The 5,477-nt window shown below is 35.4% G+C and carries 3 protein-coding genes and 1 tRNA gene; 2 read left to right on the plus strand and 2 right to left on the minus strand.

Going from position 1 to position 5,477, the window contains the following annotated elements:
• Positions 1 to 1,258, plus strand: a 1,258-nt coding sequence (locus ACILQF_RS10065; RefSeq protein ID WP_395627282.1) for a DUF1080 domain-containing protein, incomplete at its 5' end; no start/stop codon positions are given.
• Positions 1,259 to 1,527: 269 nt separating this feature from the next.
• On the plus strand, positions 1,528 to 4,089 hold the full coding sequence (locus ACILQF_RS10070; protein WP_395627283.1) for a phosphoenolpyruvate carboxylase: 2,562 nt from the start codon (positions 1,528 to 1,530) through the stop codon (positions 4,087 to 4,089).
• A 58-nt stretch (positions 4,090 to 4,147) separates the two neighbouring features.
• Here the strand turns inward: ACILQF_RS10070 and ACILQF_RS10075 are convergent.
• Positions 4,148 to 4,219: transfer RNA gene (locus ACILQF_RS10075), tRNA-Arg, on the minus strand.
• Positions 4,220 to 4,275: 56 nt separating this feature from the next.
• Complete coding sequence (gene ychF / locus ACILQF_RS10080; RefSeq protein WP_395627284.1) at positions 4,276 to 5,376, minus strand: redox-regulated ATPase YchF; 1,101 nt, start codon at positions 5,374 to 5,376, stop codon at positions 4,276 to 4,278.
• Positions 5,377 to 5,477 lie beyond the last annotated feature (101 nt).

The raw sequence follows: 5,477 nt of genomic DNA on the forward strand, positions 1-5,477 counted from the left end.
TAAAGATCTGAGTGCTTGGAAAATTTTAGGTGGTAAAGCCAATTATCATGTGCAGGATGGTGAACTAATTGGTACTACCGTATCGAACACTCCAAATACTTTTCTTGCAACTGAAAAAGAATACGGCGATTTTATCCTAGAAGTCGAATTGTTTGTACATCCTCTTATGAATTCTGGAATCCAAATTAGGAGTTTGAGTAAGAAGGAATACCAAAATGGAAGAGTTCATGGCTATCAAGTAGAGGTTGATCCCTCTAAGCGCGCCTGGAGTGGTGGAATATATGATGAGGCTCGAAGGGGATGGCTCTATAATTTGGAATTAAATCCCCAAGCAAAAACTGCTTTTAAAAATAATGAATGGAATAAATACCGAATCGAATGTATAGGCAGTAGTATCAAAACTTGGCTAAATGGCGTTCCTGTAGCACATTTGATTGATGCTGAAACTCAAAAAGGATTTATTGCCCTGCAAGTACATTCAATTCCTAATTCTGAACCTGCCGGAAGGCAAATTAGATGGAAAAACATTAGAATTCAGACGAAAAATTTAAAGTCATTGCCTTCTAATCCAATTTTTGTGGTTAATACCTTGCCTAATAATCTTTCCAAACAGGAAAAAAGTCTTGGATATCGATTGCTTTGGGATGGTAAATCTAATAAGGGTTGGACTCTTGCGAACAATACTAATTTCCCTGAAAGGGGATGGCTTAATCAAGATGGAATTTTAAGTGTAGAAAAAGATCAGATTGGTCAGCCGGCTTTGGGTGGTGATATTGCTACGCAAAATAAATTTGCTGCCTTTGAATTAAAGTTTGATTTTAAACTTACTGAAGGGGCAAATAGCGGATTAAAATACTTGGTGAACGATTATAATGGCGCAATTCTTGGATTAGAATATCAAATTTTGGATGATGAGAAACATCCGGATGCAAAGATGGGTATCAAGGGCAACCGTACCTTGGCTTCTTTGTATGACCTCATTTCTGCTCAAAAAATTCCTGCTTCAATAAAAAAAATCGGCGACTGGAATCAGGCTATGATTAGAGTCTATCCCAATAATAAAGTGGAACATTGGTTAAACGGCTATAAAGTTCTGGAATTTGATCGCCAATCTGCCGAATTTAAAGAATCGGTATCTCAAAGTAAATTCAATAATGTAAAGGATTTCGGATTAGCTCCAAATGGGAAAGTATTGATTCAGGATCATGGAGATGAAGTTTTCTTCAGAAGTTTGAAAATTAGAGAAATCCGGAATTAGAATTGCTTCTTTTGCTATACCAATTCTAAGAATTACTCTTTTATCAATTATTTTAACACCTGCATTTTTAATAATTTAAAATATTTTGAGATTTTTTTATTGAATTTATTCTGATAAAATAAATTCTTGAGCTAAAAATGCTTATTTCTTTAAAAATTGCATAAAAAATCTGTTGTTTTATTGAAAACTATTAATTAGAAACTAAAATTTGTTATAAATATTGCACTTTTGTGTAGTGGTAATTTGTTAGGCCTTAGAATTTAATTTAAATGAAGTTAAGCGAAAAAGAATCAATCTTTACAAATGAAGTTGTAAATAGATTTGAACTGTACAATAGCCTATTTCTGACATTGCCATTTTATCAGATTAAGCATACTGGCACTTTATTGCCTTTTTTTACATCGCATTGTGAGGAGGGTGTAAAATCTCAACTCGGACCAACAGAAATCATAGAAAGTTTTTTTGGTCAATATGAACAATACGTTCACGCAGCTGATCGTTTCGATCTTTTGTTTCGTTTCATTCAATATATTGAGCGTCAGGTGGTTCTATTTGATGCGGTTGAAGATGCATCATTTAATAAAACTGGCCGTTTTGAAGATACTGGTTCTCTAAATTCTCTTTTTCAGCAGGCTGCAGCTAATCCTGCAATCGATAAAAAAATTAAACAAAAATTAAAGGATTTCTCACTTAGGCTGGTTCTTACGGCTCATCCAACTCAATTTTATCCGGGACCTGTTTTAGCTATTATTACCGATTTGATTGAGGCCTTGAAGCAAAATGATATTAATTCAATCAATTTATTGCTTAAGCAACTTGGAAAAACTCCTTTTTTTAATAAAAATAAGCCTAGTCCGGTGGATGAAGCAGTTAGTCTTGCCTGGTTTCTTGAGAATGTATTTTATCAAACAACCTCAAGTATTCAATCGCAAATTGATAGGGAGTTTGATCTTTCAGATTCCGCTCAGTTTATAGAATTAGGCTTCTGGCCTGGTGGCGATCGCGATGGTAATCCTAATGTAACCGTCGAAAGCACTAAAACAGTCTCAGCATTACTCAGAACAATACTTTTTCGCTGTTATTACCGTGATTTCCGCAATCTTAAAAGGCGTGTAACTTTTCGCGGTGTAGAAGAATACATCGCTACATTACAAAATTTGTTTTATGAAAATAGTTTTAATGTAGTCGATAATCCCGTAAATCAACAGGTGAAAATACTTGAAAACCTAGAGGCAATAAAAAATGTACTTATTGAGGTGCATGATGGGCTGTTTTTAGATAAAGTTGAAGATCTTATCAATAAAGTAAAACTCTTTGGTTGCTATTTTGCTTCTCTTGATATTAGACAAGATAGCCGGATTTTAAGGAATGTGCATCAATTTGCTTTAAAGCAGAGCGGGCTTGAAAATTCACAATTAAATGAAAATGAACGTATTGCCAGACTCACATTTAAAGAATTAGACTTTCATTGTGCTGCACAACCAGATGCCTTAATTAATGATACTCTTGATACCATTCGATTAGTCAATAAATTGCAAGAAGCAGGAGGGGAGAAGGCATGTCATCGTTTTATAATTAGCAATTGCCAGCAAGCTTCAGATATTCTTCAATTGATGGAGTTATTCTTGTTAAGCGGCTGGAAAAAGGAAAGCCTAAATATTGATTTTGTTCCACTTTTTGAAACCATTGACGATTTATCAAAGGCAAGCCAAATAATGGAATTACTTTATACTCATCCTTTTTATAAGGAGCATCTTAAGCGTAGAAATAATAAACAAACCATTATGCTTGGTTTCTCTGATAGTACTAAGGATGGTGGTTATTTGATGGCAAATTGGTCTATTTTAAAGGCCAAGGTGGCATTAACTACTACCGCACGAATCAATGGGGTTAATCTAGTATTTTTCGATGGTAGGGGTGGCCCACCGGCAAGGGGAGGTGGGAAAACTCACTTGTTTTATGCTTCAATGGGTAAAGATATGGCCAATGATCATATTCAACTCACCATTCAGGGACAAACAATTAGTAGTCAATATGGGTCATTTGATAGTGCACACTATAACATGGAGCAACTTATCAATGCAGGTATAGTTTCTTCTTTAGACTCTCATAATGATCATACTTTAAATGGTGCTCAAACTGAATTAATTGCTAGTCTTGCCAATGATAGTTATGAGGTGTTTGCTGCCTTAACAAAGCATCCTTTATTTTTAAAATACCTCGAAAAACACAGTCCGCTAAAACTACTCTCCCAAATTAACATTAGTAGTAGGCCTGTAAAACGTAATTTAGATTCAGAATTAAGGCTTGAGGATCTTCGGGCAATTAGCTTTGTTACAGCTTGGAGCCAATTGAAGCAGAATATTCCTGGATATTATGGTGTAGGCACAGCGTTGAAAAAGGCAAAAGATAATGGTTTATTTAGCGACATTAAATCACTTTATATTGAATCAGGCCAGTTTAAAACAATGATTGATAATTGTATGATGTCGATGTCTAAATCAGATTTTAGAATTACTGCCTATCTTGAAAATGAAGATACTTTTGGGGGATTTTGGAAACTGATTAGAGATGAATTTGATCTTACACGTGATTTACTTCTAGAGGTGTCTGATACACAATCTTTAATGGAAAAGTATCCCGTTGAGCGAAAGTCAATCGCTGTGCGCGAAAAAATTGTCCTGCCATTGGTTATCATTCAACATTATGCCTTACAACAACTTAATCTTTTGAATGCATCAAAATTAGAGGATGCACAATCAGAAATTTATGATAAGCTGATTATTCGTACGGTTTATGGCATTGTTAATGCAGGAAGAAACCTGGTTTAATACACTGTTTTTATAAAATTAAAAAGCCTGCTATTTTGTAAATAACAGGCTTTTTTTGTGTGCCCAGAGGGACTCGAACCCCCATCAGCAGAACCGGAATCTGCAATTCTATCCATTGAACTATGGGCACTTTTCCCAATGGGATTCAATATGTTAAAGATAATATTCTGCTATCAGTAAAATTGCTTAAACATTAAATCTAAAATGCATGATGTCGCCATCTTGCACGATATATGTTTTTCCTTCAACACCAAGCTTTCCTGCTTCTTTACAAGCAGCTTCAGAGCCTAAGTTAACAAAATCATCATATTTTATAACTTCAGCACGGATAAACCCTTTCTCGAAATCTGAGTGGATAACGCCTGCAGCTTGTGGTGCAGTAAATCCTTGGGTGATAGTCCACGCTCTAACTTCCTGAACACCAGCAGTAAAATAGGTTGCCAACTTCAAAAGTTTGTAGGCTGCTCGGATTAATTGTGTTACCCCCGACTCCGAAAGTCCTAAGTCCTCCAAGAACATTTGTCTTTCTTCAAAGCTCTCTAAAGATGCAATTTCAGCCTCAATCTGGGCCGAAATAACCAAAACTTCTGCATTTTCTTCCTTTACTGCTGCTTTTACCAGATCAACGTATTTATTTCCATTCACAACAGATTTTTCATCTACATTACAAACATACATTACTGGCTTTTCGGTAAGTAAAAATAAATCTGCGATAAACTCCTTATCCTCCTCACTTATTGGCGCTGTGCGGACCGATTTGCCTGTTTCTAAATGATTTTTTACAATGTTGCATACCTCATAAGTCTTCTTGGCATCTTTATCGTTTCCAGTTTTCGCCATTTTCTCAACCTTTTGGATTCTTTTTAGAATCGCATCAAGGTCTTTCAACTGTAATTCAGTATCAATGATTTCCTTATCGCGAATAGGATCTACAGAACCATCCACATGAATTACATTGTCGTCATCAAAACAGCGTAAAACGTGAATAATAGCATTTGTAGCCCTTATATTTCCTAAAAATTGATTCCCTAGTCCCTCACCCTTGCTCGCTCCCTTTACCAAGCCTGCAATATCAACAATCTCAATCGTGTTGGGTTGAACCTTAACAGGCTTAACAAGTTCTGCAAGTTTAGTTAAGCGTGAATCTGGGACGGTAATTACACCGATATTTGGTTCTATGGTGCAAAAGGGAAAATTTGCAGCCTGTGCTTTTGCATTTGATAAACAATTAAAAAGTGTTGATTTTCCAACATTTGGTAATCCAACTATACCGCATTGTAACGCCATTTGAATGAATTGTAATTTGTATAAATATTTAAAATAATAGACTAAGCTAATATTCTAATGAATTTTGCCGTATTTTCTCTATTTGCCGCAAAGATAGAAAT

It is taken from the genome of Daejeonella sp. (assembly GCF_044232565.1).
Taxonomy (GTDB): domain Bacteria; phylum Bacteroidota; class Bacteroidia; order Sphingobacteriales; family Sphingobacteriaceae; genus Daejeonella.